Genomic DNA, 22,837 nt, shown 5'->3' on the forward strand with positions numbered 1-22,837 from the left:
TTAACTCGGCAGGATGCAAACCCCGGTAGCACAGCGCTGCCGGGGTTTTATTTTGCGTCTAGCTAATGGTTTTACCTTCCATCAGGCGTTCGACCAGCGGCGCCATGATGAGCTCCATCGCCAGACCCATCTTGCCGCCAGGCACCACCAGCGTATTCATGTGCGAGATAAACGACCCCTGCAGCATCGCCAGCAGCCAGGGGTAGTCGATCCCTTGCAGATTGCGAAAGTGAATGACCACGAAACTTTCATCAAGCGACGGGATGCCTTTGGCGGCGAACGGGTTGGACGTATCGACCGTCGGCACGCGCTGGAAGTTGATATGGGTGCGTGAAAATTGCGGGGTGATGAAGTTGATGTAGTCTTCCATCGAGCGTACCACCGAGTCCATTACCGCTTCGCGCGAATGGCCACGCTCGCTGGTATCGCGGATGAGCTTCTGGATCCACTCAAGGTTGACGATGGGCACCACGCCGACCAACAGATCGACGTGCTTCGCGACATCGTGCTGCGGCGTCACCACGCCGCCGTGTAGACCCTCATAAAACAGCACATCGGTCGGCTCAGGTAATGGCTGCCATGGGGTAAAAGTACCGGGAACCTGATTCCAGGGGACCGCTTCATCATAGGTATGCAGATATTTGCGCGACTGGCCTTTGCCGAATTCGCCGTATTCTAAAAAGGTGCGCTCAAGCAGGCTGAAGTCGTTTGCTTCCGGGCCAAAGTAGCTGATGTGTTTGCCCTGATCCCGCGCTTTGCGGATCGCCATGTCCATTTCCGGGCGAGTATAACGATGGAAGCTATCCCCTTCGACCTCGGCGGCACGCAGGTTTAGCTGCGAGAAAATTTTGCGGAAGGCGAGGCTGGTGGTGGTGGTGCCCGCGCCGCTGGAGCCCGTGACTGCGATCACTGGATGTTTGGCAGACATAACAACTCCCTGGTTAAGTGATGGTGTGTCGCCGTATCGCGCCAGGCTTTGCGGTTAGGATGTTCGCATCAAGGGCATGGCGCTTAGCCGTTAAACATCTTGCGGGGCATGATATTCACCGTCTCGTGTAGCTCTGACCACACCAGTACGGCCTCCCCGGTTTTAAGCCGCTGTTTTACATCGGCGACTTTATCGGCAAGCGAACGTTCATGTTCACCATAATCGGTGCCTTCGCGCAACACAAAGCTTTCAATCAGGTTATCCAGCGTTTCGGGATCGAGATCCTGCCAGGGAATAATCATGCTTGTTCTCCCAGCCAGCGGGTTAACCAATCCGGAATACGCTGTTCCAGCCACATTTTCGGTTTACGCAATGTACCGCCAACAAAGCCGACATGTCCGCCCTGTTCTGTGAGTTGGTACTCGACGTTGACCGGCAGCTGTTCCTGCGGCGGAATTGAATGGTGATCCATAAACGGGTCGTCTTTCGCATGAATGATCAGTGTCGGCTTGGTGATATCGCTTAAACGCGGCATCGCGCTGCACTGTCGGTAATAGTCTAGCGCATCGGCGAAACCGTGGATTTTCGCGGTGATCATATCGTCGAATTCGCGGATGCGACGCATGCTTTTAAGCTGACGCAAATCGACGGGTAGCGAGCCCGGATAGGTTTTGAGCTTACGCGCGGCGTTGGCCTTCAGTAGGTTAAGCAGGTAGCGCTGGTAGACGCGCGAGAAACCTTTGTCCATGTGGTAGCTGCAGGCTTCCAGCATAAACGGCGCTGAGACAATAACGGCGGCGTCGAGCGGGATATTGTCGCCTTCTTTCGCCAGCAGGCAGCCTAGCATATTGCCGCCGAGCGAATAGCCTACCGCCGCCGTCGGTGCGTTGCCGAGTTCGCGCTGCAGCCAATGCAGGAACCAGGTGCCGTCTTCCGTTTCACCTGAGTGATAAATACGGTTGTTGCGGTTCGGTTCGCCGCTGCAGCCACGAAAGTGCATTACTACCCCTAGCCAGCCGCGCTGCATCGCTGCGTGGATCAAGCCGTGGGCATACGGGCTGTGCAGGCTGCCTTCCAGGCCGTGGAAGACGACCAGCCGCGGTTTGTGGCGCGCGCCGGCAGGATCTTCGCTCCAGGCCAGATCGACAAAATCGCCGTCTGGCAGCTCAAGGCGCTGCCAGTGCGGCGTAAATTGGAGCTTGCGGCGGATGATCCGCGGCAGCATGGTTTGCAGATGACGATTGCCCACGCCGCGCATCGGATGGAATTCGCGCGAGTCGTTATCGGGGGGCGTCACTACTGTCGGGGTTATTTCAACCATAGTTCCAGGATTATTAAGAAACTTTTAGAACACTATACCGTGCATGAAAGTTGCCCGTTAGCCAATATGTGGTCTTGCGGTCAGTTGGTATAGGTTACATGAAAATCATGGAGGAGAATGGCAGTGCGGTGAATTTCGGACTGTACCGCGATAGTCTGACGGATGGCGAGCCCGATGGTTAAAATTCTCTTAACCGCCGGGCCGTTAGCGTTAGCCTTCCTGCAGCATCTGCTCCAACTGTTCCTGCGCATCCAGCCACGCCATTTCGCACTCTTCGAGTCCCGATTTAGCGTTGGCCTGCTGCTGCAGGCATTCGGTCAATTCCGCTTTACGCGAAATGTCATACAGCTCACTGTCGCCAAGTTTCTCTTCCGCTTGCGCCAGCTGTGTGTTGAGCTTATCCATCTCTTTTTCCAGGCGAGCGATCTCTTTACGCAGCGGCTGCGTTTGTGTACGCAATTCGGCTTCGCGGCGCTTTTGATCCTTACGCGCCTGCGCGCTATTGCCGTTGTCTTTCGGCGCGTCGGCGGATTGGTTTTCCTGCTTCTGCGAATCGCTGAGCCACTGCTGATAATCTTCCAGATCGCCATCAAATGGTTCGACTTTTCCGTCGTGCACGAGATACAGATCGTCGGTAGTGGAACGGATCAGGTGGCGATCGTGCGAAACGACAACCAGCGCCCCTTCAAAGTCGATCAACGCTTCGGTTAACGCCTGACGCATATCGAGATCGAGGTGGTTGGTCGGTTCATCGAGCAGCAACAGATTAGGCCGTTGCCAGACGATTAACGCCAGTACCAGGCGCGCTTTTTCACCGCCGGAGAAACGTCGAGTCTCTTCGCTGACTTTGTCTCCCTGGAAACCGAAGCCGCCGAGGTAGTCGCGCAGCTTTTGTTCCAGCTCCTGTGGCGCCAGGCGAGCCAGATGCTGCAGCGGCGATTCATCGGCGCGCAGGAACTCAAGCTGGTGCTGGGCGAAGTAGCCGAGCTTGATGCCTTTGGCCAGACCGATGTCGCCGGATAGCGGCGGTAATTCGCCAGCCAGTAGCTTAATCAGCGTCGATTTACCGGCGCCGTTGCGCCCCAGCAGACCGATACGCGAGCCGGGCACCAGGTTAAGCTTGATGGAATCCAAAATGATCCGCTCGCCGTAGCCCGCGCTGACTTTCTCCATTTTCAGTAACGGGTTCGGCAGGCTTTCCGGCGCGCGGAAGCTGAAATGGAACGGGTTATCGACGTGCGCCGGGGCGATAAGCTCCATGCGTTCAAGCATTTTGATGCGGCTTTGCGCCTGTTTCGCTTTTGTGGCCTTGGCGCGGAAGCGATCGATATAGCTCTGTAAGTGGGCTACGCGCTGCTGTTGGCTTTCATACATGGCCTGCTGTTGCGACAAGCGGGTCGCGCGTTGAATTTCAAACGAGCTGTAGTTGCCGGTGTATTCGAACATCGTTTGTTGTTCGATATGAATAATTTTGTCAACGATCGGATCGAGGAAATCACGATCGTGAGAAATCAGGATCAGAGTGCCGGAGTAGCCTTTCAGCCACTTCTCCAACCAAATCACGGCATCAAGATCGAGGTGGTTAGTCGGTTCATCGAGCAGCAGCAGGTCGGAACGGCAGATCAGCGCCTGCGCGAGGTTCAAACGCATGCGCCAGCCGCCGGAGAAATCGCTGACCGGCCGTTCAAGCTGCTCGTTAGTAAAACCGAGACCATGCAGCAGGCTGGCGGCGCGGGAGCGAATGGTCCAGGCGTCGATGGCGTCCAGCTTGCCGTGGACGGTCGCAATGGCGTGGCCGTCGTTGCGCTCGTTCGCCTGATGCAAATCAGCTTCCAACTGGCGGAATTCGCGATCGCCATCGATAACATAATCAATAGCTGGCTGCGGCAGGGCAGGGGTTTCCTGATTGACCCACGCCAGCTGCCAGTTGCCAGGGAAGGTCATGGTGCCGCCGTCGGCGCTTATCTCGTTTTTCAAAAGCGAAAGCAACGTAGATTTACCGCAGCCGTTTTTCCCCACCAGACCGACCTTCTGGCCAGGGTTGATGGTGGCAGTGGCGTTGTCCAGCAGGACGCGTACGCCGCGACGAATTTGTAACGAGGAGAAAACAATCATAAGGCGCCGTATGTTCAGACTATGTTAATTTGTCTTTATGATAATGTAGTGTGGAAGCGAAACGCTCCACTGGGCCGCAATGGTAGCCCAAAACGAAGACGATAGACAAAGTCATTCTGGTTGCGTCGAGACGCAGCCGCTTCGCAAGCCGCCAGATGACGTTCGGGAGGGGAATGATGTCTCAGACAGCGAAAGTTTTGCTGCTGTATGCCCACCCAGAATCTCAGGATTCCGTGGCCAACCGGGTTTTACTTGAACCGGCCTTACAGTTGCCGAATGTCACCGTGCACGATCTTTATGCGCACTATCCAGATTTTTTTATCGACATCGCCCATGAACAGGAGCTGTTGCGCCAACATCAGGTGATTGTCTTCCAGCATCCGTTGTATACGTGGAGCTGCCCGGCATTGTTGAAAGAGTGGTTGGATCGGGTGCTGAGCCGCGGCTTTGCGAGCGGGGCGGGAGGGAATCAGCTGGCGGGAAAGTACTGGCGTAGCGTGATAACCACCGGCGAGCCGGAAAGCGCTTACCGGCGAGATGCCAATCGCTATCCGATGAACGATATTCTCCGTCCCTTTGAACTCACGGCCGGCATGTGCCGTATGCACTGGCTCAGCCCGATTATTGTCTACTGGGCGCGTCGACAGCGACCCGAAGATTTGCAGAGCCACGCCCGCGCTTACCGCGATTGGCTAGCGAACCCGATTACATCAGGAGGCGCCAATGGCGGGAGCTGATTTGCTATTAGCGGGTGTACTCTTCTTATTTGCTGCCGTGCTGGCGGTGCCGCTGGCGGCCCGACTGGGCATTGGTGCGGTGCTCGGTTATCTGTTGGCCGGGATCGCTATTGGTCCGTGGGGGCTGGGGTTCATTAGCGACGTTGATGAAATCCTTCACTTCTCAGAACTGGGCGTTGTGTTCCTGATGTTCATCATTGGCCTGGAGCTCAATCCGGCGAAACTGTGGCAACTGCGGAACTCGATTTTCGGCATCGGCGCGGCGCAGGTGCTATTCAGCGCGGCGATCCTCGGCGGCTTGCTGGTCGTGACGGGCTTCTCGTGGCAGGCGGCTGTTGTGGGGGGAATTGGCCTGGCGATGTCGTCTACCGCAATGGCGCTGCAAGTGATGCGAGAGAAGGGGATGAGCCGTAATGAGTCCGGGCAATTGGGCTTCTCGGTGCTGCTGTTTCAGGATCTGGCGGTGATCCCGGCGTTGGCGCTGGTGCCGCTGCTCGCCGGACACGGCGACGATAACTTTAACTGGATGTCGGTCGGCATGAAGGTGCTGGCCTTTGCCGGTATGTTGATTGGCGGACGCTTCCTGCTGCGCCCGGTATTCCGCTTTATTGCCGGTTCCGGCGTGCGTGAGGTCTTCACTGCCGCCACGCTGTTGTTGGTATTGGGCTCCGCGCTGTTTATGGACGCGCTGGGGCTGTCGATGGCGCTGGGCACTTTTATCGCTGGCGTGTTGTTGGCGGAAAGCGAATATCGCCACGAGCTGGAAATCGCCATCGAGCCATTTAAAGGTTTATTGCTGGGGTTGTTCTTTATCTCCGTTGGCATGGCGTTGAATCTTGGCGTGCTGTATACCCATCTGCTGTGGGTCGCGATAAGCGTTGCCGTGCTGGTCTCGGTAAAAGCACTGGTGCTCTACGCGCTGGCCCGGTTATACGGTTTGCGTAGCTCGGAGCGCACGCAGTTTGCCGGGGTACTGAGCCAGGGCGGCGAGTTTGCCTTTGTGCTCTTTTCAATGCCGGCGTCTCAGCGATTGTTTCATCACGATCAGATGGCGTTGTTATTGGTCTCCGTGACGCTATCGATGATGACGACGCCGCTGCTGATGACGGTGATTAATAATATCCTGTCGCGCCGCCTTAACCCGGCGGAAGATATCGATGAAGCGCCGTGGGTTGAGGATGATAAACCGCAGGTGATTATCGTCGGCTTCGGACGCTTCGGTCAGGTTATCGGGCGCCTGCTGATGGCCAACAAAATGCGTATTACCGTACTCGAGCGGGATATCAGCGCGGTCAACCTGATGCGTAAATATGGCTACAAGGTGTATTTTGGCGATGCGACGCAACTTGAGTTGCTACGTTCGGCGGGGGCGGAGGATGCACGGTCGATCGTGATCACCTGCAACGAGCCGGAAGATACCATGAAGCTGGTGGAGATGTGTCAGCAGCATTTCCCCCACCTCCATATTCTGGCGCGCGCGCGTGGGCGCGTTGAAGCACATGAACTTCTACAGGCTGGCGTCGCGCAATTCTCGCGCGAGACCTTCTCCAGCGCCCTGGAGCTGGGGCGCAAGGCGCTTATCACCCTGGGAATGCATCCGCATCAGGCGCAGCGTGCGCAGTTACATTTTCGACGCCTCGATATGCGAATGCTGCGTGAGTTAATGCCGGTACATACTGATACAGTGCAGATATCACGCGTGCGAGAAGCCCGACGCGAGCTGGAAGAAATTTTTCAGCGTGAAATGCAGAAAGAAAGTCGGCAGTTGGACGGCTGGGACGAGTTTGAATAGAAGGTAGAGCAAAATGGCGGTACGTAAACGTTTTATTGCCGGCGCAAAATGTCCGGCATGCCAGGCGCAGGATTCAATGGCGATGTGGCGTGAGAATAATGTCGATATTGTTGAGTGCGTTAAGTGCGGGCACCAGATGCGCGAGGCGGATAAAGAGGTTCGCGAGCATGTTCGCAAAGAAGAGCAAGTGATCGGCATTTTTCATCCGGACTAGCGTTATCTGTCGCCTTTTTTTAAGCTAGTGGGTACACGGCTGCAGAATTCCGCTACAATCTGCGCCACTATTCTTCCCATGCTCAGGAGATATCATGAAAGTAGCAAAAGACCTGGTGGTCAGCCTGGCCTATCAGGTACGTACAGAAGACGGTGTGTTGGTTGATGAGTCTCCGGTGAGTGCGCCGTTGGACTACCTGCATGGTCACGGTTCCCTGATTTCCGGCCTGGAAAACGCATTGAACGGCCACGAAGTGGGCGACAAATTTGATGTAGAAGTCGGCGCGAATGACGCGTACGGCCAGTACGACGAAAACCTGGTTCAGCGTGTTCCTAAAGACGTCTTCATGGGCGTTGACGAGCTGCAGGTTGGCATGCGCTTCCTGGCTGAAACCGACCAGGGCCCGGTTCCGGTAGAAATTACTGAAGTCGGCGACGATTTCGTGGTGGTTGACGGTAACCATATGCTGGCTGGCCAGAACCTGAAGTTCAACGTTGAAGTTGTTGCGCTGCGCGAAGCGACGGCAGAAGAGCTGGAGCACGGTCACGTACACGGCGCTCATGGCCACGACCACGATCATGACCACGGTCATGACGGTTGCTGCGGCGGCCACGGCCACGATCATGGTCATGACCATGAACACGGCAAAGGTGGTTGCGGTAACGGCGGTTGCGGTTGCCACTAATGGCATCGCGTTCGCGCTGACAGCCAAAAAAAGCGGGGGAAACCCGCTTTTTTTACGTCTTAATAATGCGGCGGCGGCGTCTCTTCCGACTGAGATGCGATATGCGACGGCTGTGTCGCTTTCAGTTTTTCGATCATCAAGCGCATGTGCTCGCGCATTTTCGCCATTTCTATTTCATGCGCGGTGACGGTTTTGTTGAGGTCCTCGATGGTGATCTCCTGAAATGCCAGACGGCTTTCCAGTTCCGCCAGACGCGTCTCCATTGTGCTATCGTTCATAGGTCGCCTCTTCTGTCTTGTTTGCGGGCGGATTCTACTGAAGTTTCCGCGTAAGCGCAGCATCGTAACGTCAGACAGGAAACTAATTCATACAAAAATAGTCTGAAATGAGTCGATATTCAGGCAGGTCCGTATGTAGATTTGCTCTGCAACGTTCTATAGTACGTTTTTTGCTTTTTATGATAACCCTGGGGTGAGATGCCCCGGCCCTGGAGAAATGGATGAAATCACTGTTTAAAGTAACGCTGCTGGCGACCACGATGGCCGTTGCCCTGAACGCACCGCTGACCTTTGCTGCCGATACCGCAGCGAAGGCCGCACCTGCGGCGGACAGCAAATCGGCATTTAAAAATGACGATCAGAAATCCGCTTATGCGCTGGGTGCATCCCTCGGCCGTTACATGGAAAATTCCCTGAAAGAACAAGAGAAGCTGGGTATCAAACTGGACAAGGACCAGCTGATCGCCGGCGTTCAGGATGCGTTTGCCGATAAGAGCAAACTGTCCGACCAGGAAATCGAAACCACTCTGCAAACCTTCGAGACTCGCGTAAAAACCGCCGCTCAGCAGAAAATGGAAAAAGATGCTGCTGAGAACGATGCCAAGGGCAAAGCGTTCCGCGATACCTTCGCCAAAGAGAAGGGCGTGAAAACCTCTAAATCCGGCCTGCTGTACAAAGTCGAGAAAGCCGGTACCGGTGATGCGCCGAAAGACAGCGACACGGTGGTCGTGAACTACAAAGGTACGCTGATCGACGGTAAAGAGTTCGATAACTCCTATACTCGCGGTGAGCCGCTCTCTTTCCGTCTTGATGGTGTCATCCCTGGCTGGACTGAAGGTCTGAAGAACATCAAGAAAGGCGGTAAAATCAAGCTGGTTATCCCGCCGGATCTGGCCTACGGCAAAACTGGCGTCCCGGGTATCCCGGCTAACTCCACGCTGGTATTCGATGTAGAACTGCTGGACATCAAACCAGCTCCGAAGGCTGATGCTAAGCCAGAAGCGGCTGCTGAAGCACCAGCTGCAGACGCTAAAAAGTAATCTGTCATAAGCCGCCGCCTTTAAGGGCGGCGGCTTTTTTATTGGCAGCAGATATAATTAAAACTGGAAAACTCCTCAGGCGCTGTATTACTTTAGATAGCTTAATAATGATGATGAGCCTGCCCTGACGATAACGACAGGCTCCTGAAAAGGAGTGCTTTTTTACATGTCCAGGTCGCTTTTAACCAACGAAACCAGCGAGCTCGACCTGCTGGATCAACGTCCTTTCGATCAGACCGACTTCGATATCCTAAAATCCTATGAAGCGGTGGTGGACGGGTTAGCGATGCTCATTGGTTCCCATTGTGAAATCGTGCTGCACTCACTGCAGGATTTAAAATGTTCCGCCATTCGTATCGCTAACGGTGAACACACCGGCCGCCAAATCGGTTCGCCTATTACCGACCTGGCGCTGCGCATGCTGCACGATATGACGGGAGCTGATAGCAGCGTATCCAAGTGTTATTTTACGCGCGCTAAAAGCGGCGTACTGATGAAGTCGGTAACTATCGCCATTCGCAACCGTGAACATCGGGTGATTGGCTTGCTGTGTATCAACATGAACCTTGATGTGCCGTTTTCGCAGATCATGAGCACCTTTATTCCGCCGGAAACGCCGGAAGTGAACTCTCAGGTAAACTTTGCCTCGTCGGTGGATGACCTGGTCGCACAGACGCTGGAGTTCACCATCGAGGAAGTGAATGCGGATCGTAACGTGTCGAATAACGCGAAAAACCGCCAGATCGTGCTGAACCTCTACGAGAAAGGCATCTTCGACATTAAGGATGCAATAAACCAGGTGGCCGATCGCCTGAACATCTCCAAACACACGGTGTACCTCTATATTCGCCAGTTCAAAAGCGGCGATTTCCAGGGGCTTGATAAGTAATGCGCTTCGCCATCACGGTGACCGGGCCTGCATACGGTACTCAGCAGGCCAGCAGCGCGTGGCAGTTTGCGCAGGCGGTTATGACGGAAGGCCATGAACTGGCCTGCGTGTTCTTCTATCGCGAAGGGATCTACAACGCGAATCAGCTGACGGCCCCCGCCAGCGATGAGGTAGACCTGGTGCGCCACTGGCAGCGTCTGCATGATGATCATGCCGTAGCGCTGCATATTTGTGTTGCTGCCGCGCTACGCCGCGGCGTTACCGATGAACGTGAAGCGCAACAGCTTGGCTTGCCGGCGTATAATCTGCAGCCGGGCTTCACCTTAAGCGGGCTAGGCGCGTTGGCCGAAGCGGCGTTAACTTGCGATAGAATGGTACAGTTCTGATGAAACGCGTGGCCTTTGTATTTTCTTCCGCTCCGCACGGCAGCGCCGCGGGCAGGGAAGGGCTGGATGCCTTATTAGCGACTTCCGCCCTGGCTGATGACCTCGGGGTCTTTTTTCTCGGCGATGGCGTGTTTCAGATTATCCCTGGCCAGCAACCCGGAAAAATCCTCGCGCGTGACTATATCGCGACCTTCAAGCTGTTATCGCTGTACGACATTGAGCAGTGCTGGCTTTGCGCCGCCTCGGCACGCGAACGCGGTTTGTCCGCCGATACGCCGTGGGTGGTTGATGTAGAAAGCCTTGAGCCAGAGGCGTTGCGCGCCCGGCTTGACGATTTCGACGTAATCTTACGATTCTGAGGCCCTGATGCTCCACACTTTAAGCGTCTCTCCGTGGCATACCGATCTCGACGCGATGCTACGTCTGATGAAGGCGGGCGACGATTTGCTGTTGCTCTCCGATGGCGTTGTTGCGGCTATCGCTGACGGCCGCTTCCTTGAAATCCTGCAATCCGCCCCCATAACTATCCACGCTCTGCAAGACGATATCGAAGCCCGCGGGCTGGCTGGTCAAATTGCGGACAGCGTCGTCAGGGTTGACTATACTGATTTCGTCAGACTTACGGTCAAACATGAAGGTCAGTTGGCTTGGTAATGGCGGGATCGTTGTATATTTCTTGACACCTTTTCGGCACCGCCCTAAAATTCTGCGTCCTCATATTATATGAGGCGATTTATTACGTGTTTACGAAGCAAAAGCTAAAACCAGGAGCTATTTAATGGCAACAGTTAACCAGCTGGTACGCAAACCACGCGCGCGCAAAGTTGCAAAGAGCAACGTGCCGGCGCTGGAAGCCTGCCCGCAGAAACGTGGCGTATGTACTCGCGTATATACCACCACTCCTAAGAAACCGAACTCCGCACTGCGTAAAGTTTGCCGTGTGCGTCTGACTAACGGTTTCGAAGTCACCTCCTACATCGGTGGTGAAGGTCACAACCTGCAGGAGCACTCCGTGATCCTGATCCGTGGCGGTCGTGTTAAAGACCTCCCGGGTGTTCGTTACCACACCGTTCGTGGTGCGCTTGACTGCTCCGGCGTTAAAGACCGTAAGCAGGCTCGCTCCAAGTACGGCGTGAAACGTCCTAAGGCTTAATGGTTCTCCGTTAAGTAAGGCCAAACGTTTTATATTAATGTCAAACTAAACTCTTTGAGTTTTGGACAATCCTGAATTAACAACGGAGTATTTCCATGCCACGTCGTCGCGTCATTGGTCAGCGTAAAATTCTGCCGGATCCGAAGTTCGGATCAGAACTGCTGGCTAAATTTGTAAATATCCTGATGGTAGATGGTAAAAAATCTACTGCAGAAACTATCGTATACAGCGCGCTGGAGACCCTGGCTCAGCGCTCTGGTAAAACTGAACTGGAAGCCTTCGAAGTCGCGCTCGAAAACGTGCGTCCGACCGTCGAAGTTAAGTCCCGCCGCGTAGGTGGTTCTACTTATCAGGTTCCAGTTGAAGTTCGTCCGGTTCGTCGTAATGCCCTGGCAATGCGTTGGATCGTTGAAGCTGCTCGTAAACGCGGTGATAAATCCATGGCTCTGCGCCTGGCGAACGAACTCACTGATGCTGCAGACAACAAAGGTACTGCAGTTAAGAAACGTGAAGACGTTCACCGTATGGCCGAAGCCAACAAGGCGTTCGCACACTACCGTTGGTAATCCCTTCGGAGTCATAGTCACCAGGCGGGCGCTTCAGATAAGTCGCCCGCTCTGGATAACTTAACTGAACGCCTAAAGAAATAAACGAGGAATCAAATGGCTCGTACAACACCCATCGCACGCTACCGTAACATCGGTATCAGTGCGCACATCGACGCCGGTAAAACCACTACTACCGAACGTATTCTGTTCTACACCGGTGTAAACCACAAAATCGGTGAAGTTCATGACGGCGCCGCTACCATGGACTGGATGGAGCAGGAGCAGGAACGTGGTATCACCATCACTTCCGCTGCGACTACTGCGTTCTGGTCTGGTATGGCTAAGCAGTATGAACCGCACCGTGTAAACATCATCGACACCCCGGGGCACGTTGACTTCACTATCGAAGTAGAACGTTCCATGCGTGTGCTTGATGGTGCGGTAATGGTTTACTGCGCAGTTGGTGGTGTTCAGCCGCAGTCTGAAACCGTATGGCGTCAGGCAAACAAATATAAAGTTCCGCGCATTGCGTTCGTTAACAAAATGGACCGCATGGGTGCGAACTTCCTGAAAGTTGTTGGTCAGATCAAATCCCGTCTGGGCGCGAACCCGGTTCCGCTGCAGCTGGCAATTGGTGCTGAAGAAGCTTTCACCGGTGTTATCGACCTGGTGAAAATGAAAGCCATCAACTGGAACGAAGCTGATGCAGGCGTCACCTTCGAATACGAAGATATCCCGGCTGACATGCAGGAACTGGCTGACGAATGGCACCAGAACCTGATCGAGTCCGCAGCGGAAGCTTCCGAAGAGCTGATGGAGAAATACCTGGGTGGTGAAGAACTGACTGAAGAAGAGATCAAAAAAGCTCTGCGTCAGCGTGTTCTGAACAACGAAATCATCCTGGTAACCTGTGGTTCTGCGTTCAAGAACAAAGGTGTTCAGGCGATGCTGGATGCGGTAATCGATTACCTGCCATCCCCGGTTGACGTTCCGGCGATCAACGGCATCCTGGACGACGGTAAAGACACCCCGGCTGAGCGTCACGCAAGCGACGAAGAGCCGTTCTCTGCACTGGCGTTCAAAATTGCTACCGACCCGTTCGTGGGTAACCTGACCTTCTTCCGCGTGTACTCCGGTGTGGTTAACTCTGGTGATACCATCCTGAACTCCGTGAAAGCTGCACGTGAGCGTTTCGGTCGTATCGTTCAGATGCACGCTAACAAACGTGAAGAGATCAAAGAAGTTCGCGCGGGCGATATCGCTGCTGCTATCGGTCTGAAAGACGTAACCACTGGTGACACCCTGTGTGACCCGGATGCGCCGATCATTCTGGAGCGTATGGAATTCCCTGAGCCGGTAATCTCCATCGCCGTTGAGCCGAAAACCAAAGCTGACCAGGAAAAAATGGGTCTGGCTCTGGGCCGTCTGGCTAAAGAAGACCCGTCATTCCGCGTATGGACTGACGAAGAGTCTAACCAGACCATCATCGCCGGTATGGGTGAGCTGCACCTCGACATCATCGTTGACCGCATGAAGCGTGAATTCAACGTTGAAGCGAACGTCGGTAAACCTCAGGTTGCTTACCGCGAAGCGATTCGCCAGAAAGTTACCGATGTTGAAGGTAAACACGCCAAGCAGTCTGGTGGTCGTGGTCAGTACGGTCACGTTGTGATCGACATGTACCCGCTGGAGCCGGGCTCTAACCCGAAAGGTTACGAGTTCATCAACGACATTAAAGGTGGTGTAATCCCTGGTGAATACATCCCGGCCGTTGATAAAGGCATCCAGGAACAGCTGAAAGCTGGTCCGCTGGCTGGTTACCCGGTAGTTGATATGGGTATCCGTCTGCACTTCGGTTCTTACCACGACGTTGACTCCTCTGAGCTGGCGTTTAAACTGGCCGCTTCTATCGCCTTTAAAGAAGGCTTTAAGAAAGCGAAACCAGTTCTGCTTGAGCCGATCATGAAGGTTGAAGTAGAAACTCCGGAAGAGAACACCGGTGACGTTATCGGTGACTTGAGCCGTCGTCGCGGCATGCTGCGCGGTCAAGAATCTGAAGTAACTGGCGTTAAGATCCACGCTGAAGTTCCGCTGTCTGAAATGTTCGGATATGCTACTCAGCTGCGTTCTCTGACCAAAGGTCGTGCATCATACACCATGGAATTCCTGAAGTATGATGATGCGCCGAACAACGTTGCTCAGGCCGTTATTGAAGCCCGTGGTAAATAATCCACAGGATTAAAACCTAAGTCCCGTGCTCTCTCCGAAGGGGGGAGCACTATAGTAAGGAATATAGCCGTGTCTAAAGAAAAATTTGAACGTACAAAACCGCACGTCAACGTTGGTACTATCGGCCACGTCGACCATGGTAAAACTACCCTGACCGCTGCAATCACCACCGTACTGGCTAAAACCTACGGCGGTGCTGCTCGCGCATTCGACCAGATCGATAACGCACCGGAAGAAAAAGCTCGTGGTATCACCATCAACACTTCCCACGTTGAATATGACACCCCGACTCGCCACTACGCACACGTAGACTGCCCGGGCCACGCCGACTATGTTAAAAACATGATCACCGGTGCTGCTCAGATGGATGGCGCTATCCTGGTTGTTGCTGCGACTGACGGCCCGATGCCGCAGACTCGTGAGCACATCCTGCTGGGTCGTCAGGTAGGCGTTCCGTACATCATCGTGTTCCTGAACAAATGCGACATGGTTGATGACGAAGAGCTGCTGGAACTGGTAGAGATGGAAGTTCGTGAACTGCTGTCTCAGTACGATTTCCCGGGCGACGACACGCCGATCGTTCGTGGTTCTGCTCTGAAAGCGCTGGAAGGCGAAGCAGAGTGGGAAGCGAAAATCATCGAACTGGCTGGCTTCCTGGATTCTTACATCCCGGAACCAGAGCGTGCGATTGACAAGCCGTTCCTGCTGCCGATCGAAGACGTATTCTCCATCTCCGGTCGTGGTACCGTTGTTACCGGTCGTGTAGAGCGCGGTATCATCAAAGTGGGTGAAGAAGTTGAAATCGTTGGTATCAAAGAAACCGCGAAAACCACCTGTACTGGCGTTGAAATGTTCCGCAAACTGCTGGACGAAGGCCGTGCTGGTGAGAACGTTGGTGTTCTGCTGCGTGGTATCAAACGTGAAGAAATCGAACGTGGTCAGGTACTGGCTAAGCCGGGCAGCATCAACCCGCACACCAAGTTCGAATCTGAAGTGTACATCCTGTCCAAAGACGAAGGCGGCCGTCATACTCCGTTCTTCAAAGGCTACCGTCCGCAGTTCTACTTCCGTACAACTGACGTGACTGGTACCATCGAACTGCCGGAAGGCGTAGAGATGGTAATGCCGGGCGACAACATCAAAATGGTTGTTACCCTGATTCACCCGATCGCGATGGACGACGGTCTGCGTTTCGCAATCCGTGAAGGCGGCCGTACCGTTGGCGCGGGCGTTGTAGCTAAAGTTCTGGGCTAATTCGTTAGCTTTGAATTGAAAAGGGCGCTTCGGCGCCCTTTTTGCTGCCCGCTATTTAGTAAACGCCATGCGGATTTTTATATTCATAAAGTGCGCCGGTACGGATAATTAATAAACAGTCTATTGTAATCATAACTATTCTCATTTAAACTTTGTTCATAAATTGAACGGGAGTTTATATGTACGTTTGTTTGTGCAATGGCGTAAGCGATAAAAAAATCCGCCAGGTTGTTCGTCAATTTCAACCGCAATCCTTTCAGCAATTACGTAAGTTTATTCCCGTTGGAAATCAATGCGGTAAGTGTGTCCGCGCGGCGCGTGAAGTTATGGAAGATGAATTAACCAGTATGCCAGAATTCAAAGAAATAGCCTGATCCCACGCTTCTCTTTTTTGACATCCCTATAGCCCAGACTACGCTTCAATAAGTGGAAGCGGAGGGACTATATAATGAAAGGTGATGTCAAAATCATAAGTTATCTCAATAAATTATTGGGAAATGAACTGGTTGCCATTAACCAGTATTTTCTTCATGCGAGAATGTTCAAAAACTGGGGGCTAATGCGCCTCAACGACGTTGAATATCATGAATCCATCGATGAAATGAAACACGCCGATAAGTACATCGAGCGTATTCTGTTTCTTGAAGGGATCCCTAATCTGCAGGACCTGGGCAAACTGGGTATCGGCGAAGATGTCGAGGAGATGCTGCAGTCTGACTTAAGGCTTGAACTTGAAGGCGCTAAAAATCTGCGTGAGGCAATTGCCTACGCCGACAGCGTTCATGACTACGTTAGCCGCGATATGATGATTGAAATCCTGACGGATGAAGAAGGCCACATTGACTGGCTTGAAACCGAGTTAGATCTGATTGGCAAAATCGGTCTGCAAAATTATCTTCAGTCGCAGATCAAAGTGGCAGACTAGCAAACGTCCGCCACCCGCACCAAAAACCCGCTGCAGCCAGAAATGGCCCAAACGGCAGCGGGTTGTTCAATACCCACTCTCTATTCCTGCAAAACTTCGTGTAGAACGCCAGCGTAACCCACGTAGCGCCGGCCGCTAGCGATGCGGCTAGCACCAGCTGTGGCAGCATTTGCCAACGATGCCAGGCACCAAGGGCGGCAAGATATTTAATATCGCCATATCCCAACCCTTCATACCCGCGAACTCCCCGGTATAGCCAATAGAGCATGGCAAAAGAGAGATAACCGGCAATTGCCCCCCAGACGGCGTCTTCAAGCTGTTGCGGCGCCAGACACAGGTAAAACAGCAAACCACACCACAGTAGAGGGCAAGTAAAGCGGTCAGGGAGTAGGCCGTGACGCAGGTCTTGTTGGCACAGCGCCAGGGTTAATCCACAATAGCAAAGTAAGAAGGGGAGGGCGGTAAGCATCGACGACTCCTGTCCGATTATTCTGATGCTTACCTTGCGTGCTATAGCGGTGGAACGCAAAGCGCGCGTGTTCATTCTGGCGGCTGAATTCCAGACTTAGTTGTGTGCTTGCAGCGTTGTAGAGGCCCATAGCGAGAAGACGCGCAAATTGTGGTGATGATTTTCTAAACAGCACTTGCGTCGCGCCTGAATTTGCGTATAATGCGCGGGCCTGTCAAAATTGACGGCCGGTTCGATATGAACCCTGATAGCGCTGTTTGCTATCAAACAATGTTCCCAATCGGGGAACTCTGTAAGAACGGTTACACTCTCCCATCAATCGTAATGGGTATGAGGAGTAATCATTTCGTCTATAAAATAATTGGAGCTCTGGTCTCATGCAGAACCAAAGAATCCGTATCCGCCTTAAAGCGTTTGATCATCGTCTGATCGATCAATCAACCGCGGAAATCGTCGAGACTGCTAAGCGCACTGGTGCGCAAGTCCGTGGTCCGATCCCGCTGCCGACCCGCAAAGAGCGTTTCACCGTTCTGATCTCCCCGCACGTCAACAAAGACGCGCGTGATCAGTACGAGATTCGTACTCACAAGCGTCTGGTTGACATCGTTGAGCCAACTGAAAAAACCGTTGATGCTCTGATGCGTCTGGACCTGGCTGCCGGTGTAGACGTGCAGATCAGCCTGGGTTAATCAGGTCATCGAGCGATTGAGAGGTTGATACAATGATTGGTTTAGTCGGTAAAAAAGTGGGTATGACCCGCATCTTCACTGAAGATGGCGTCTCTATCCCAGTAACCGTTATCGAAGTTGAAGCAAACCGCGTTACTCAGATCAAAGATCTGGCTAACGATGGCTATCGCGCTGTTCAGGTTACCACTGGTGCTAAAAAAGCTAACCGTGTAACCAAGCCGGAAGCTGGTCACTTTGCTAAAGCTGGCGTAGAAGCTGGCCGCGGCCTGTGGGAGTTCCGTCTGGCAGATGGTGAAGAATACACCGTTGGTCAGAACATTAGCGTTGAACTGTTTGCTGACGTTAAAAAAGTTGACGTAACCGGTACCTCTAAAGGTAAAGGTTTCGCTGGTACCGTTAAGCGCTGGAACTTCCGTACCCAGGACGCTACTCACGGTAACTCCTTGTCTCACCGCGTTCCGGGTTCTATCGGTCAGAACCAGACTCCGGGCAAAGTGTTCAAAGGCAAGAAAATGGCAGGTCAGCTGGGCAACGAACGCGTTACTGTTCAGAGCCTGGACGTAGTACGTGTTGACGCTGAGCGCAACCTGCTGCTGGTTAAAGGTGGTGTTCCGGGTGCAACCGGCTGCGACCTGATCGTTAAACCAGCTGTGAAGGCGTAAGGGGATAGCAATGGAATTAGTATTGAAAGACGCGCAGAGCGCGCTGACTGTTTCCGAAACTACCTTCGGTCGTGATTTCAACGAAGCGCTGGTTCACCAGGTTGTTGTTGCTTATGCAGCTGGTGCGCGTCAGGGTACTCGTGCTCAGAAGACTCGTGCTGAAGTTACTGGTTCAGGCAAAAAGCCGTGGCGCCAGAAAGGTACCGGCCGTGCGCGTTCAGGTTCTATCAAGAGCCCGATCTGGCGTTCCGGTGGCGTAACCTTCGCTGCTCGTCCGCAGGACCACAGTCAAAAAGTTAACAAGAAGATGTACCGCGGCGCGCTGAAAAGCATTCTGTCCGAACTGGTACGTCAGGATCGTCTGATCGTTGTCGAGAAGTTCTCTGTAGAAGCGCCTAAAACTAAGCTGCTGGCACAGAAACTGAAAGACATGGCTCTGGAAGATGTGCTGATCATCACCGGTGAGCTGGACGAAAACCTGTTCCTGGCTGCGCGCAACCTGCACAAGGTTGACGTACGCGATGCAACTGGTATCGACCCGGTTAGCCTGATCGCCTTCGACAAAGTCGTAATGACTGCTGATGCTGTTAAGCAAGTTGAGGAGATGCTGGCATGATTCGTGAAGAACGTCTGCTGAAGGTGCTGCGCGCACCGCACGTTTCTGAAAAAGCGTCTGCTGCGATGGAAAAAACCAATACCATCGTTCTCAAAGTTGCTAAAGACGCGACCAAAGCAGAAATCAAAGCTGCTGTGCAGAAACTGTTTGAAGTCGAAGTCGAAGTCGTTAACACCCTGGTTGTTAAAGGGAAAGTTAAACGTCACGGACAGCGTATCGGTCGTCGTAGCGACTGGAAAAAAGCTTACGTCACCCTGAAGGAAGGCCAGAATCTGGACTTCGTCGGCGGCGCTGAGTAAGTCGGAGGAGTAATACAATGGCAGTTGTTAAATGTAAACCGACATCTCCGGGTCGTCGCCACGTTGTTAAAGTGGTCAACCCAGAGCTGCACAAGGGCAAACCTTTTGCTCCGCTGGTTGAAAAGAACAGCAAATCCGGCGGTCGTAACAACAATGGCCGTATCACCACTCGTCATATCGGTGGTGGTCACAAGCAGGCTTACCGTATTGTTGACTTCAAACGCAACAAAGATGGTATCCCGGCAGTTGTTGAACGTCTTGAGTACGATCCGAACCGTTCCGCGAACATCGCGCTGGTTCTGTACAAAGACGGCGAGCGTCGTTACATTCTGGCCCCTAAAGGCCTGAAAGCTGGCGACCAGATTCAATCTGGCGTTGATGCTGCAATCAAAGCAGGCAACACCCTGCCGATGCGCAATATCCCGGTTGGTTCTACCGTTCACAACGTAGAAATGAAACCAGGTAAAGGCGGTCAGCTGGCTCGTTCCGCTGGTACTTACGTTCAGATCGTTGCTCGTGATGGTGCTTATGTCACCCTGCGTCTGCGTTCTGGTGAAATGCGTAAAGTCGAAGCAGACTGCCGCGCTACTCTGGGCGAAGTTGGCAATGCTGAGCATATGCTGCGCGTTCTGGGTAAAGCAGGTGCTGCACGCTGGCGTGGTGTTCGTCCTACCGTTCGCGGTACTGCGATGAACCCAGTCGACCACCCACATGGTGGTGGTGAAGGTCGTAACTTTGGTAAGCACCCGGTATCCCCGTGGGGCCTGCAGACCAAAGGTAAGAAGACCCGCAGCAACAAGCGTACTGATAAATTCATCGTACGTCGCCGTAGCAAATAATTTTAGAGGATAAGCCATGCCACGTTCTCTCAAGAAAGGTCCTTTTATTGACCTGCACTTGCTGAAGAAGGTAGAGAAAGCGGTGGAAAGCGGAGACAAGAAGCCCCTGCGCACTTGGTCCCGTCGTTCAACGATCTTTCCTAACATGATCGGTTTGACCATCGCTGTCCATAATGGTCGTCAGCACGTTCCAGTTTTTGTTTCCGACGAAATGGTTGGTCACAAACTGGGTGAATTCGCACCGACTCGTACTTATCGCGGCCACGCTGCTGATAAAAAAGCGAAGAAGAAATAAGGTAGGAGGAAGAGATGGAAACTTTAGCTCAACATCGCCATGCTCGTTCTTCTGCTCAGAAGGTTCGCCTCGTAGCTGACCTGATTCGCGGTAAGAAAGTGTCGCAAGCCCTGGATATTCTGACCTACACCAACAAAAAAGCTGCTGTACTGGTCAAGAAGGTACTGGAATCTGCCATTGCTAACGCTGAACACAACGATGGCGCTGACATTGATGATCTGAAAGTTGCGAAAATTTTCGTAGACGAAGGCCCGAGCATGAAGCGCATTATGCCGCGTGCTAAAGGTCGTGCAGATCGCATCCTGAAGCGCACCAGCCACATCACTGTGGTTGTGTCCGATCGCTGAGACTCTGGAGACTAGCAATGGGTCAGAAAGTACATCCTAATGGTATTCGCCTGGGTATTGTCAAACCATGGAACTCTACCTGGTTCGCGAACACCAAAGAATTCGCTGACAACCTGGACAGCGATTTTAAAGTACGTCAGTTCTTAACTAAAGAACTGGCTAAAGCGTCTGTATCTCGCATCGTTATCGAGCGTCCGGCTAAGAGCATCCGTGTGACCATTCACACTGCTCGCCCGGGTATCGTTATCGGTAAGAAAGGCGAAGACGTAGAAAAACTGCGCAAGGTCGTAGCGGATATCGCTGGCGTTCCTGCACAGATCAATATTGCCGAAGTTCGTAAGCCTGAACTGGACGCTAAATTGGTTGCTGACAGCATCACTTCCCAGCTGGAACGTCGCGTTATGTTCCGTCGTGCTATGAAGCGTGCTGTACAGAACGCAATGCGTCTGGGCGCTAAAGGTATCAAAGTTGAAGTTAGCGGCCGTCTGGGCGGCGCGGAAATCGCACGTACCGAATGGTACCGCGAAGGTCGTGTACCGCTGCACACTCTGCGTGCTGACATCGACTACAACACCTCTGAAGCGCACACCACTTACGGTGTAATCGGCGTTAAGGTATGGATCTTCAAAGGTGAGATCCTGGGTGGTATGGCTGCTGTTGAACAACCGGAACCGGCTGCTCAACCTAAAAAGCAGCAGCGTAAAGGCCGTAAATAAGGAGCGTCGCTGATGTTACAACCAAAGCGTACAAAATTCCGTAAAGTGCACAAAGGCCGCAACCGTGGTCTGGCGCAGGGTACGGATGTTAGCTTCGGCACTTTCGGTCTGAAAGCTGTTGGCCGTGGTCGTCTGACTGCACGTCAGATCGAAGCAGCACGTCGTGCTATGACCCGTGCAGTTAAGCGTCAAGGTAAGATCTGGATCCGTGTATTCCCGGACAAACCGATCACCGAGAAGCCGCTGGAAGTTCGTATGGGTAAAGGTAAAGGTAACGTGGAGTATTGGGTTGCCTTGATTCAGCCGGGTAAAGTCCTGTATGAAATGGACGGCGTACCGGAAGAGCTGGCCCGTGAAGCATTCGGCCTGGCAGCAGCGAAACTGCCGATCAAAACCACCTTTGTAACTAAGACGGTGATGTAATGAAAGCAAAAGAGCTGCGTGAAAAAAGCGTTGAAGAGCTGAACGCTGAGCTGCTGAACCTGCTGCGTGAGCAGTTCAACCTGCGTATGCAGGCTGCAAGTGGCCAGCTGCAACAGACTCATCTGCTGAAGCAAGTGCGTCGTGATGTTGCACGCGTTAAGACTTTACTGACTCAGAAGGCGGGTGCGTAATGACCGATAAAATCCGTACTCTGCAAGGTCGCGTAGTTAGCGACAAAATGGAGAAATCCATTGTTGTTGCTATCGAACGTTTTGTGAAACACCCGATCTACGGTAAATTCATCAAACGTACGACCAAACTGCACGTACATGACGAGAACAATGAATGTGGTATCGGCGACAAGGTTGAAATCCGTGAATGCCGTCCACTGTCCAAGACTAAGTCCTGGACGCTGGTTCGCGTTGTAGAGAAAGCGGTTCTGTAATACAGTACGCATTCTCAATACGAATAAACGGCTCAGCGATGAGCCGTTTATTTTTTCTACCCATATTGCAGAAGCGGTGTTATAATGCCGCGCCCTCGATATGGGGCTTTGTAACGACCCAACTTTTGGGTCCCAGTAGTAGTTGACATTAGCGGAGCACTAAAATGATCCAAGAACAGACTATGCTGAACGTCGCCGACAACTCCGGTGCACGTCGCGTAATGTGTATCAAGGTTCTGGGTGGCTCGCACCGTCGCTACGCAGGCGTAGGCGACATCATCAAGATCACCATCAAGGAAGCAATTCCGCGTGGTAAGGTCAAAAAAGGTGATGTGCTGAAGGCGGTAGTGGTGCGCACCAAGAAGGGTGTTCGTCGCCCGGACGGTTCTGTCATTCGCTTCGATGGTAATGCATGCGTTATTCTGAACAATAACAGCGAGCAACCTATCGGTACGCGTATTTTTGGGCCGGTAACTCGTGAACTTCGTAACGAGAAGTTCATGAAAATTATCTCTCTGGCACCAGAAGTACTCTAAGGAGCGA

33 protein-coding genes are annotated in these 22,837 nt (G+C 53.1%); 27 read left to right on the forward strand and 6 right to left on the reverse strand.

Going from position 1 to position 22,837, the window contains the following annotated elements; genetic code table 11:
- Positions 1 to 58: 58 nt before the first annotated feature.
- From PYR66_01785 to PYR66_01800, 4 genes are all read right to left on the reverse strand, one after another.
- Positions 59 to 928: a phosphoribulokinase gene (locus PYR66_01785; protein ID WEF28496.1), complete on the reverse strand. Its 870-nt coding sequence runs from the start codon at positions 926 to 928 to the stop codon at positions 59 to 61.
- Positions 929 to 1,011: 83 nt separating this feature from the next.
- On the reverse strand, positions 1,012 to 1,230 hold the full coding sequence (locus PYR66_01790) for a YheU family protein (GenBank protein WEF28497.1): 219 nt from the start codon (positions 1,228 to 1,230) through the stop codon (positions 1,012 to 1,014).
- Positions 1,227 to 2,186, reverse strand: a complete 960-nt coding sequence (locus PYR66_01795) for a hydrolase (GenBank protein WEF30338.1) — start codon at positions 2,184 to 2,186, stop codon at positions 1,227 to 1,229. Before PYR66_01795 ends, PYR66_01790 begins: the two co-directional genes overlap by 4 nt.
- Positions 2,187 to 2,459: 273 nt before the next feature.
- Positions 2,460 to 4,364, reverse strand: coding sequence for an ABC transporter ATP-binding protein (locus PYR66_01800; GenBank protein WEF28498.1), 1,905 nt, complete (start codon positions 4,362 to 4,364; stop codon positions 2,460 to 2,462).
- Between the two features lie 173 nt (positions 4,365 to 4,537).
- Here PYR66_01800 and kefG point away from each other — a divergent pair, with 173 nt between their 5' ends.
- From kefG to slyD, 4 genes are all read left to right on the forward strand, one after another.
- Positions 4,538 to 5,101 carry a glutathione-regulated potassium-efflux system ancillary protein KefG gene (gene kefG, locus PYR66_01805; GenBank protein ID WEF28499.1) on the forward strand — a complete coding sequence of 188 codons (564 nt, stop codon included), beginning with the start codon at positions 4,538 to 4,540 and terminating at the stop codon, positions 5,099 to 5,101.
- A complete protein-coding gene (gene kefB, locus PYR66_01810; GenBank protein ID WEF28500.1) occupies positions 5,088 to 6,893 on the forward strand; it encodes a glutathione-regulated potassium-efflux system protein KefB in 1,806 nt (601 codons plus the stop codon). The genes kefG and kefB overlap by 14 nt, the downstream gene beginning before the upstream one ends.
- Positions 6,894 to 6,906: 13 nt before the next feature.
- Complete coding sequence (locus PYR66_01815) at positions 6,907 to 7,107, forward strand: YheV family putative zinc ribbon protein (protein ID WEF28501.1); 201 nt, start codon at positions 6,907 to 6,909, stop codon at positions 7,105 to 7,107.
- A gap of 94 nt (positions 7,108 to 7,201) precedes the next feature.
- Entirely contained in the window at positions 7,202 to 7,792 is a 591-nt protein-coding gene (gene slyD, locus PYR66_01820) for a peptidylprolyl isomerase (protein WEF28502.1), read from the forward strand.
- A 59-nt stretch (positions 7,793 to 7,851) separates the two neighbouring features.
- Here slyD and PYR66_01825 read toward each other — a convergent pair whose 3' ends face one another.
- Positions 7,852 to 8,070, reverse strand: a complete 219-nt coding sequence (locus PYR66_01825; protein ID WEF28503.1) for a SlyX family protein — start codon at positions 8,068 to 8,070, stop codon at positions 7,852 to 7,854.
- A 221-nt stretch (positions 8,071 to 8,291) separates the two neighbouring features.
- On the opposite strand from PYR66_01825, the gene fkpA reads away from it, so the two are divergent.
- The 11 genes from fkpA (at position 8,292) to bfr (ending at position 16,494) form a co-directional block, all read left to right on the forward strand.
- Positions 8,292 to 9,110 carry an FKBP-type peptidyl-prolyl cis-trans isomerase gene (gene fkpA / locus PYR66_01830; protein WEF28504.1) on the forward strand — a complete coding sequence of 273 codons (819 nt, stop codon included), beginning with the start codon at positions 8,292 to 8,294 and terminating at the stop codon, positions 9,108 to 9,110.
- A 166-nt stretch (positions 9,111 to 9,276) separates the two neighbouring features.
- Entirely contained in the window at positions 9,277 to 9,999 is a 723-nt protein-coding gene (locus PYR66_01835) for a transcriptional regulator (GenBank protein WEF28505.1), read from the forward strand.
- Positions 9,999 to 10,385 carry a sulfurtransferase complex subunit TusD gene (gene tusD, locus PYR66_01840; protein WEF28506.1) on the forward strand — a complete coding sequence of 129 codons (387 nt, stop codon included), beginning with the start codon at positions 9,999 to 10,001 and terminating at the stop codon, positions 10,383 to 10,385. Before PYR66_01835 ends, tusD begins: the two co-directional genes overlap by 1 nt.
- Positions 10,385 to 10,744: a sulfurtransferase complex subunit TusC gene (gene tusC, locus PYR66_01845; GenBank protein WEF28507.1), complete on the forward strand. Its 360-nt coding sequence runs from the start codon at positions 10,385 to 10,387 to the stop codon at positions 10,742 to 10,744. The genes tusD and tusC overlap by 1 nt, the downstream gene beginning before the upstream one ends.
- A gap of 7 nt (positions 10,745 to 10,751) precedes the next feature.
- Positions 10,752 to 11,039: a sulfurtransferase complex subunit TusB gene (gene tusB, locus PYR66_01850; protein WEF28508.1), complete on the forward strand. Its 288-nt coding sequence runs from the start codon at positions 10,752 to 10,754 to the stop codon at positions 11,037 to 11,039.
- Between the two features lie 124 nt (positions 11,040 to 11,163).
- Entirely contained in the window at positions 11,164 to 11,538 is a 375-nt protein-coding gene (gene rpsL, locus PYR66_01855; protein WEF28509.1) for a 30S ribosomal protein S12, read from the forward strand.
- Positions 11,539 to 11,633: 95 nt separating this feature from the next.
- Positions 11,634 to 12,104, forward strand: a complete 471-nt coding sequence (gene rpsG, locus PYR66_01860) for a 30S ribosomal protein S7 (GenBank protein WEF28510.1) — start codon at positions 11,634 to 11,636, stop codon at positions 12,102 to 12,104.
- Between the two features lie 96 nt (positions 12,105 to 12,200).
- Positions 12,201 to 14,315: an elongation factor G gene (fusA, locus tag PYR66_01865; protein ID WEF28511.1), complete on the forward strand. Its 2,115-nt coding sequence runs from the start codon at positions 12,201 to 12,203 to the stop codon at positions 14,313 to 14,315.
- 69 nt (positions 14,316 to 14,384) lie between these two features.
- The gene (tuf, locus tag PYR66_01870) at positions 14,385 to 15,569 is read left to right on the forward strand and encodes an elongation factor Tu (GenBank protein ID WEF28512.1); all 1,185 of its coding nucleotides are present in this window, start codon (positions 14,385 to 14,387) and stop codon (positions 15,567 to 15,569) included.
- Positions 15,570 to 15,748: 179 nt separating this feature from the next.
- Positions 15,749 to 15,943, forward strand: coding sequence for a bacterioferritin-associated ferredoxin (gene bfd / locus PYR66_01875; protein ID WEF28513.1), 195 nt, complete (start codon positions 15,749 to 15,751; stop codon positions 15,941 to 15,943).
- 74 nt (positions 15,944 to 16,017) lie between these two features.
- On the forward strand, positions 16,018 to 16,494 hold the full coding sequence (bfr, locus tag PYR66_01880) for a bacterioferritin (GenBank protein ID WEF28514.1): 477 nt from the start codon (positions 16,018 to 16,020) through the stop codon (positions 16,492 to 16,494).
- Here the strand turns inward: bfr and PYR66_01885 are convergent.
- Positions 16,478 to 16,963 carry an A24 family peptidase gene (locus PYR66_01885; GenBank protein ID WEF28515.1) on the reverse strand — a complete coding sequence of 162 codons (486 nt, stop codon included), beginning with the start codon at positions 16,961 to 16,963 and terminating at the stop codon, positions 16,478 to 16,480. The genes bfr and PYR66_01885 overlap by 17 nt on opposite strands.
- Positions 16,964 to 17,340: 377 nt before the next feature.
- Between PYR66_01885 and rpsJ the strand changes: the two genes are divergently transcribed.
- From rpsJ to rplN, 12 genes are all read left to right on the forward strand, one after another.
- Positions 17,341 to 17,652 carry a 30S ribosomal protein S10 gene (gene rpsJ, locus PYR66_01890; GenBank protein ID WEF28516.1) on the forward strand — a complete coding sequence of 104 codons (312 nt, stop codon included), beginning with the start codon at positions 17,341 to 17,343 and terminating at the stop codon, positions 17,650 to 17,652.
- 32 nt (positions 17,653 to 17,684) lie between these two features.
- Complete coding sequence (gene rplC, locus PYR66_01895; protein ID WEF28517.1) at positions 17,685 to 18,314, forward strand: 50S ribosomal protein L3; 630 nt, start codon at positions 17,685 to 17,687, stop codon at positions 18,312 to 18,314.
- 10 nt (positions 18,315 to 18,324) lie between these two features.
- Positions 18,325 to 18,930: a 50S ribosomal protein L4 gene (gene rplD, locus PYR66_01900; GenBank protein ID WEF28518.1), complete on the forward strand. Its 606-nt coding sequence runs from the start codon at positions 18,325 to 18,327 to the stop codon at positions 18,928 to 18,930.
- Entirely contained in the window at positions 18,927 to 19,229 is a 303-nt protein-coding gene (gene rplW / locus PYR66_01905) for a 50S ribosomal protein L23 (protein WEF28519.1), read from the forward strand. Before rplD ends, rplW begins: the two co-directional genes overlap by 4 nt.
- Before the next feature lie 17 nt (positions 19,230 to 19,246).
- Positions 19,247 to 20,068, forward strand: coding sequence for a 50S ribosomal protein L2 (gene rplB / locus PYR66_01910; protein WEF28520.1), 822 nt, complete (start codon positions 19,247 to 19,249; stop codon positions 20,066 to 20,068).
- Between the two features lie 16 nt (positions 20,069 to 20,084).
- Positions 20,085 to 20,363: a 30S ribosomal protein S19 gene (gene rpsS, locus PYR66_01915; GenBank protein ID WEF28521.1), complete on the forward strand. Its 279-nt coding sequence runs from the start codon at positions 20,085 to 20,087 to the stop codon at positions 20,361 to 20,363.
- Positions 20,364 to 20,377: 14 nt separating this feature from the next.
- Positions 20,378 to 20,710 carry a 50S ribosomal protein L22 gene (gene rplV / locus PYR66_01920; GenBank protein ID WEF28522.1) on the forward strand — a complete coding sequence of 111 codons (333 nt, stop codon included), beginning with the start codon at positions 20,378 to 20,380 and terminating at the stop codon, positions 20,708 to 20,710.
- Between the two features lie 17 nt (positions 20,711 to 20,727).
- Positions 20,728 to 21,426, forward strand: a complete 699-nt coding sequence (gene rpsC / locus PYR66_01925; protein ID WEF28523.1) for a 30S ribosomal protein S3 — start codon at positions 20,728 to 20,730, stop codon at positions 21,424 to 21,426.
- 12 nt (positions 21,427 to 21,438) lie between these two features.
- Positions 21,439 to 21,849: a 50S ribosomal protein L16 gene (gene rplP / locus PYR66_01930; protein WEF28524.1), complete on the forward strand. Its 411-nt coding sequence runs from the start codon at positions 21,439 to 21,441 to the stop codon at positions 21,847 to 21,849.
- A complete protein-coding gene (gene rpmC, locus PYR66_01935; protein WEF28525.1) occupies positions 21,849 to 22,040 on the forward strand; it encodes a 50S ribosomal protein L29 in 192 nt (63 codons plus the stop codon). Before rplP ends, rpmC begins: the two co-directional genes overlap by 1 nt.
- On the forward strand, positions 22,040 to 22,294 hold the full coding sequence (gene rpsQ / locus PYR66_01940; GenBank protein WEF28526.1) for a 30S ribosomal protein S17: 255 nt from the start codon (positions 22,040 to 22,042) through the stop codon (positions 22,292 to 22,294). The genes rpmC and rpsQ overlap by 1 nt, the downstream gene beginning before the upstream one ends.
- A 164-nt stretch (positions 22,295 to 22,458) precedes the next feature.
- Complete coding sequence (rplN, locus tag PYR66_01945; protein WEF28527.1) at positions 22,459 to 22,830, forward strand: 50S ribosomal protein L14; 372 nt, start codon at positions 22,459 to 22,461, stop codon at positions 22,828 to 22,830.
- The last annotated feature ends 7 nt before the right edge of the window (positions 22,831 to 22,837 follow it).

This window comes from Klebsiella aerogenes (genome assembly GCA_029027985.1).
Classification (GTDB): Bacteria; Pseudomonadota; Gammaproteobacteria; order Enterobacterales; family Enterobacteriaceae; genus Klebsiella; species Klebsiella aerogenes_A.

What these genes read in the sequence shown, in the direction of transcription:
- PYR66_01785 (WEF28496.1), bottom strand. Translation starts at nt 928, where the DNA reads ATGTCTGCCAAACATCCAGTGATCGCAGTCACGGGCTCCAGCGGCGCG.
- PYR66_01790 (WEF28497.1), bottom strand. Translation starts at nt 1,230, where the DNA reads ATGATTATTCCCTGGCAGGATCTCGATCCCGAAACGCTGGATAACCTG.
- PYR66_01795 (WEF30338.1), bottom strand. Translation starts at nt 2,186, where the DNA reads ATGCGCGGCGTGGGCAATCGTCATCTGCAAACCATGCTGCCGCGGATC.
- PYR66_01800 (WEF28498.1), bottom strand. Translation starts at nt 4,364, where the DNA reads ATGATTGTTTTCTCCTCGTTACAAATTCGTCGCGGCGTACGCGTCCTG.
- kefG (WEF28499.1), top strand. Translation starts at nt 4,538, where the DNA reads ATGATGTCTCAGACAGCGAAAGTTTTGCTGCTGTATGCCCACCCAGAA.
- kefB (WEF28500.1), top strand. Translation starts at nt 5,088, where the DNA reads ATGGCGGGAGCTGATTTGCTATTAGCGGGTGTACTCTTCTTATTTGCT.
- PYR66_01815 (WEF28501.1), top strand. Translation starts at nt 6,907, where the DNA reads ATGGCGGTACGTAAACGTTTTATTGCCGGCGCAAAATGTCCGGCATGC.
- slyD (WEF28502.1), top strand. Translation starts at nt 7,202, where the DNA reads ATGAAAGTAGCAAAAGACCTGGTGGTCAGCCTGGCCTATCAGGTACGT.
- PYR66_01825 (WEF28503.1), bottom strand. Translation starts at nt 8,070, where the DNA reads ATGAACGATAGCACAATGGAGACGCGTCTGGCGGAACTGGAAAGCCGT.
- fkpA (WEF28504.1), top strand. Translation starts at nt 8,292, where the DNA reads ATGAAATCACTGTTTAAAGTAACGCTGCTGGCGACCACGATGGCCGTT.
- PYR66_01835 (WEF28505.1), top strand. Translation starts at nt 9,277, where the DNA reads ATGTCCAGGTCGCTTTTAACCAACGAAACCAGCGAGCTCGACCTGCTG.
- tusD (WEF28506.1), top strand. Translation starts at nt 9,999, where the DNA reads ATGCGCTTCGCCATCACGGTGACCGGGCCTGCATACGGTACTCAGCAG.
- tusC (WEF28507.1), top strand. Translation starts at nt 10,385, where the DNA reads ATGAAACGCGTGGCCTTTGTATTTTCTTCCGCTCCGCACGGCAGCGCC.
- tusB (WEF28508.1), top strand. Translation starts at nt 10,752, where the DNA reads ATGCTCCACACTTTAAGCGTCTCTCCGTGGCATACCGATCTCGACGCG.
- rpsL (WEF28509.1), top strand. Translation starts at nt 11,164, where the DNA reads ATGGCAACAGTTAACCAGCTGGTACGCAAACCACGCGCGCGCAAAGTT.
- rpsG (WEF28510.1), top strand. Translation starts at nt 11,634, where the DNA reads ATGCCACGTCGTCGCGTCATTGGTCAGCGTAAAATTCTGCCGGATCCG.
- fusA (WEF28511.1), top strand. Translation starts at nt 12,201, where the DNA reads ATGGCTCGTACAACACCCATCGCACGCTACCGTAACATCGGTATCAGT.
- bfd (WEF28513.1), top strand. Translation starts at nt 15,749, where the DNA reads ATGTACGTTTGTTTGTGCAATGGCGTAAGCGATAAAAAAATCCGCCAG.
- bfr (WEF28514.1), top strand. Translation starts at nt 16,018, where the DNA reads ATGAAAGGTGATGTCAAAATCATAAGTTATCTCAATAAATTATTGGGA.
- PYR66_01885 (WEF28515.1), bottom strand. Translation starts at nt 16,963, where the DNA reads ATGCTTACCGCCCTCCCCTTCTTACTTTGCTATTGTGGATTAACCCTG.
- rpsJ (WEF28516.1), top strand. Translation starts at nt 17,341, where the DNA reads ATGCAGAACCAAAGAATCCGTATCCGCCTTAAAGCGTTTGATCATCGT.
- rplC (WEF28517.1), top strand. Translation starts at nt 17,685, where the DNA reads ATGATTGGTTTAGTCGGTAAAAAAGTGGGTATGACCCGCATCTTCACT.
- rplD (WEF28518.1), top strand. Translation starts at nt 18,325, where the DNA reads ATGGAATTAGTATTGAAAGACGCGCAGAGCGCGCTGACTGTTTCCGAA.
- rplW (WEF28519.1), top strand. Translation starts at nt 18,927, where the DNA reads ATGATTCGTGAAGAACGTCTGCTGAAGGTGCTGCGCGCACCGCACGTT.
- rplB (WEF28520.1), top strand. Translation starts at nt 19,247, where the DNA reads ATGGCAGTTGTTAAATGTAAACCGACATCTCCGGGTCGTCGCCACGTT.
- rpsS (WEF28521.1), top strand. Translation starts at nt 20,085, where the DNA reads ATGCCACGTTCTCTCAAGAAAGGTCCTTTTATTGACCTGCACTTGCTG.
- rplV (WEF28522.1), top strand. Translation starts at nt 20,378, where the DNA reads ATGGAAACTTTAGCTCAACATCGCCATGCTCGTTCTTCTGCTCAGAAG.
- rpsC (WEF28523.1), top strand. Translation starts at nt 20,728, where the DNA reads ATGGGTCAGAAAGTACATCCTAATGGTATTCGCCTGGGTATTGTCAAA.
- rplP (WEF28524.1), top strand. Translation starts at nt 21,439, where the DNA reads ATGTTACAACCAAAGCGTACAAAATTCCGTAAAGTGCACAAAGGCCGC.
- rpmC (WEF28525.1), top strand. Translation starts at nt 21,849, where the DNA reads ATGAAAGCAAAAGAGCTGCGTGAAAAAAGCGTTGAAGAGCTGAACGCT.
- rpsQ (WEF28526.1), top strand. Translation starts at nt 22,040, where the DNA reads ATGACCGATAAAATCCGTACTCTGCAAGGTCGCGTAGTTAGCGACAAA.
- rplN (WEF28527.1), top strand. Translation starts at nt 22,459, where the DNA reads ATGATCCAAGAACAGACTATGCTGAACGTCGCCGACAACTCCGGTGCA.